Genomic DNA, 4,500 nt, shown 5'->3' with positions numbered 1-4,500 from the left:
AGTGCCAGCTCCTGCAAGGTGGAGTTCCGTCACGGTAACATGACGCTGGAAAATCCTTCACCAGAGCTGCTCACAGTGTTGATCCGTGAACTGACCGGGTGGGGACGATGATCTCACTCCCGTCAGGCACCCGCATCTGGCTCGTTGCTGGGATAACCGATATGCGTAAGTCTTTCAACGGGCTGGGTGAACAGGTACAGCATGTGCTGAATGATAATCCCTTCTCCGGTCACCTGTTCATCTTCCGTGGCCGACGGGGTGACATGATTAAAATCCTGTGGGCTGATGCTGATGGTCTGTGCCTGTTCACCAGACGCCGTTACTGGCCGAATCAACTGAGTTTCTCAGAATCATGCGGAATGGTGATGAGAATGCTGATGACATTGCAGGGCGCTTCACCGGGACGTATACCGGAGCTGATGCGCGATCTTGCAAGTATGGGACAACTTGTGAAATTACCGACGAGAAGGGAAAGGGCCTTCCCGAGAGTGGTAAAGGAGAGGCCCTGGAAATACCCCACAGCCCCGAAAAAGAGCCAGTCAGTTGCTTAACTGACTGGCATTACTCCTCCTGAAGAGGATAATTTTACAGCCAGCAGGAAGTTAGCGGCTGGCTGTAAAAATATTATGGTTCGCCGTACAAACCAATTAAACGGCGTACCACACCGTTAGTCCAGCCAAACCCATCCTGCAACGGATACTCGCCACCGCCGCCTTCGCGTGGAACACCATCGGCAATATGGTATTTTTCGATCAGTTTGTGCTGTTCCAGATAGAACTGATTCACCGTCTTCAGCCAGCTTCGCGCGATTTCATCACCCAGAAGGTCATCGCCGTACATTTTAAATCCCTGAATCGCCATCCATTGTAACGGTGCCCAGCCGTTGGGTTTATCCCACTGTTCACCGGTTTCGTACTCGCTTGCCAGAATCCCGCCAGGTGTCAGTAACCGACTGCGCACGGCATTTGCCAGACGATCGGCCTGTTCATGGTTCGCCATACCGACATAGAGTGGCACAATGGCGGCAGCGGAAAACAGCGCCAGTTGTTCGCGTCGCCAGTCGTAATCGCGGTAGATGCCGTTTTCATCATCCCAGAGGTAACGGTTTACCGCATCGCGACGGGCACTGGCCTTCTGGCGGAACAGTGCTTCTGTCTCTTTCTCGCCTTTCAGCGCCGAGATGTTGGCGATGGCGCTCTCCAGTTTAAACAGGAAGGCATTCAGATCGATGGGGATGAACTGGGTGGTACGAATACTCGCCAGACGACCAGTATCACGCAGCCAACGGGAAGAGTAATCCCAACCGGAGGCCGCCCCCGCTCGTAAATCGCGGTACACCTCGTTGGGCGGGCGACCAGAATGTTTCGCGGTTTCAACGTCCTCAAGCCAGGATTCGTCACGCGGCGTGTCGCGATCGTCCCAGTAACGGTTGAGCAGCGATCCGTCCGGCATCCGCACAACATGGCGATAGGCCTGATTAGGGATCAACGATTCTGCACCGTCCATCCAGAAGGCATATTCCATTTTCAGGTGGTCGAGATAGCGGCGCGCACCGCGTACACCATCTTCTTCAAACAACTCCACCATCAGCGCAAAAACCGGTGGTTGCGAGCGGCTCAAATAATAGGTGCGGTTGCCGTTGGGGATGTGACCGTAGTTTTCGATCATCCAGGCGAAGTTATCGGCCATGCATTTCAGCAAATCTTCCCGACCACTTTCCGCCAGCCCCAGCATGGTGAAATAGGAATCCCAATAGTAGGTTTCGCTAAAACGGCCGCCCGGGACAATATATGACTGCGGTAGCGCCAGCAGAGAAGACCACGGAATGTGATCCTGTGGTTCGCGGGTTAGCACCGGCCACAGCTGGTCGATATGCTCTTTCAGGGAATTTTGCGGGTCCGATACATACTCGCTGGAGTAGACCTCCGGCAGCCAGAAGTGATTTTCAACAAACTTGCGCAAGTCAAAATCACGATGACGGCGCACTTTACGGTAGCGGATTAAAATATCCAGCGGGTCCATTTTGGGTGCGCAGTCGGGAAAGGTTTTACTGTCGGGGAAATTTTCGCCGACTGAACATGCTCGAACAGTTCGAGATAGCGATCGGCAGGCGTCAGCGCATCAGAGGCGGGCAGCCCTTCAATCATCTCGGGTTCCGGTTCTGCCTCGATCATCTCATCCAGTTTTAATTCATACGGGTCCAGTTCATAGCAGAGATCGACTTCGATCATCAGTTCGTCTGGATTAGGGTTTTGAATTTTCTGATTGAGCATAAGGATCCAACCTCCGAAATTCGTCGCTAATTATCGGCTTTTCTTTAAGGGTAGTCATTCGCTCCGCCTGGTGGGCGACAAAGCGTGCGGTGGATCACGTTTATTAACTTGTCAAAAAATATAACGCACTAATATCAATGGAATTTATAAAAATACGGATTTGGTGTTGTTTTTCATTTTCAGAACATTCAATCCTGCTCTCGCCGCAATCATGATATGCCATTCCTGATCTGGGTAATAGGCACAGGCTATCTTATTGATAGTTTATATTCATGTAATTGATTGATTCCTATCAAAAAGCGTATCTCCCTGTTTTTTATGATGGCTTTGTCTCGCAGAGACGTTTGCTGCATTCTGGAAAATTTTCTGGGTCACAATAACTCACCACCGTGAGGGAAGAATAATGAAAATGGTCTCACGTATTACCGCGATCGGCCTGGCTGGCGTCGCGATTTGCTATTTAGGGTTATCTGGTTATGTGTGGTACCACGATAATAAACGCAGTAAACAGGCCGATGTTCAGGCATCTGCTGTCAGTGAAAATAATAAGGTTTTAGGCTTTCCCCGCGAAAAAGGATGCGACTATTGCCACACGCCTTCGGCAGAATTACCCGCCTATTATTATATTCCTGGCGCGAAACAGTTGATGGATTACGACATTAAGCTTGGATATAAATCTTTTAACCTCGAGGCCGTGCGTGCGGCACTGCTGGCTGATAAACCCGTTTCGCAAAGCGATCTGAATAAGATTGAATGGGTGATGCAGTATGAAACTATGCCACCAACGCGTTATACCGCGCTACACTGGGCGGGTAAGGTGAGTGATGAAGAGCGGGCGGAAATACTGGCCTGGATTGCAAAACAGCGCGCGGAATATTACGCCAGCAATGATACTGCTCCGGAGCATCGCAATGAACCGGTGCAGCCCATCCCGCAAAAACTGCCTACCGATGCGCAAAAAGTGGCGTTGGGCTTTGCGCTGTATCACGATCCCCGTTTATCGGCTGATAGCACCATTTCATGCGCTCATTGCCATGCGTTGAATGCGGGGGGCGTCGATGGCAGAAAAACATCGATTGGTGTTGGTGGCGCAGTTGGGCCGATTAACGCGCCGACGGTATTTAACTCAGTATTTAACGTTGAGCAGTTCTGGGATGGTCGTGCGGCAACATTGCAGGATCAGGCAGGTGGACCGCCGTTGAACCCGATTGAAATGGCGTCGAAATCCTGGGACGAAATTATTGCTAAGCTGGAAAAAGATCCGCAGCTTAAAGCGCAGTTCCTCGAAGTTTATCCGCAAGGTTTCAGTGGCGAAAATATTACTGATGCCATTGCTGAATTTGAGAAAACATTAATTACGCCGGATTCCCCATTTGATAAATGGTTGCGTGGAGATGAAAATGCGCTGACGGCGCAACAGAAAAAAGGCTATCAATTATTTAAAGATAATAAATGTGCAACTTGTCATGGTGGTATTATTCTCGGCGGACGTTCCTTTGAACCGTTGGGGCTGAAAAAAGACTTTAACTTTGGGGAAATTACGGCGGCGGATATTGGTCGTATGAATGTGACTAAAGAAGAGCGTGATAAATTGCGCCAGAAAGTACCCGGTTTACGTAACGTTGCTTTAACGGCACCGTACTTCCATCGCGGTGACGTGCCGACGCTGGACGGGGCGGTGAAACTGATGCTGCGCTATCAGGTAGGCAAAGAGCTGCCGCAGGAGGATGTGGATGATATCGTAGCTTTCCTGCACAGTCTGAACGGGGTGTACACGCCGTATATGCAGGATAAACAATAATTAATTTGATCGCCCGAACAGGAATGTTTGGGCGATTTTTATTACGATAATAAAGTCTGTTTTTAATATTATCATGTTAAATGTTTATATTATAAAAAGTCGTTTTTCTGCTTAGGATTTTGTTATTTAAATTAAGCCTGTAATGCCTTGCTTCCATTGCGGATAAATCCTACTTTTTTATTGCCTTCAAATAAATTTAAGGAGTTCGAAATGGACCAGAAGCTGTTAACGGATTTCCGCTCAGAACTACTCGATTCACGTTTTGGCGCAAAGGCCATTTCTACTATAGCGGAGTCAAAACGATTTCCGCTGCACGAAATGCGCGATGATGTCGCATTCCAGATTATCAATGACGAATTATATCTTGATGGCAACGCTCGTCAGAACCTAGCCACTTTCTGCCAGACCTGGGACGACGAAAATGTC

At 49.3% G+C, this 4,500-nt stretch carries 1 protein-coding gene and 5 pseudogenes; 5 read left to right on the top strand and 1 reads right to left on the bottom strand.

What is annotated here, in order from left to right; genetic code table 11:
• The 3 pseudogenes from BGK49_RS30980 to BGK49_RS09760 all read left to right on the top strand — a co-directional run.
• A pseudogene (locus tag BGK49_RS30980) lies at window positions 1-111 on the top strand (IS66 family insertion sequence element accessory protein TnpB); the annotation flags it as partial.
• Window positions 108-317, top strand: a pseudogene (gene tnpB, locus BGK49_RS26205) (IS66 family insertion sequence element accessory protein TnpB); the annotation flags it as partial. The pseudogenes BGK49_RS30980 and tnpB, both read left to right, overlap by 4 nt.
• Window positions 318-320: 3 nt before the next feature.
• Window positions 321-551, top strand: a pseudogene (locus BGK49_RS09760) (IS4 family transposase); the annotation flags it as partial.
• 73 nt (window positions 552-624) lie between these two features.
• Here BGK49_RS09760 and BGK49_RS09755 read toward each other — a convergent pair.
• Window positions 625-2,273: pseudogene (locus BGK49_RS09755) on the bottom strand (alpha,alpha-trehalase).
• Between the two features lie 403 nt (window positions 2,274-2,676).
• Here BGK49_RS09755 and ccp point away from each other — a divergent pair.
• Together ccp and BGK49_RS09745 are read left to right on the top strand one after the other, a co-directional pair.
• Complete coding sequence (gene ccp / locus BGK49_RS09750; protein WP_000784841.1) at window positions 2,677-4,074, top strand: cytochrome c peroxidase; 1,398 nt, start codon at window positions 2,677-2,679, stop codon at window positions 4,072-4,074.
• Between the two features lie 210 nt (window positions 4,075-4,284).
• Window positions 4,285-4,500 (top strand): annotated as a pseudogene (locus BGK49_RS09745) (pyridoxal-dependent decarboxylase); the annotation flags it as partial.

It is taken from the genome of Shigella sp. FC1544, assembly GCF_001722145.1.
Classification (GTDB): domain Bacteria; phylum Pseudomonadota; class Gammaproteobacteria; order Enterobacterales; family Enterobacteriaceae; genus Escherichia; species Escherichia coli.
Note: the sequence above shows the minus strand (reverse complement) of the source record. Positions and strands in the feature narration are given on the sequence as shown.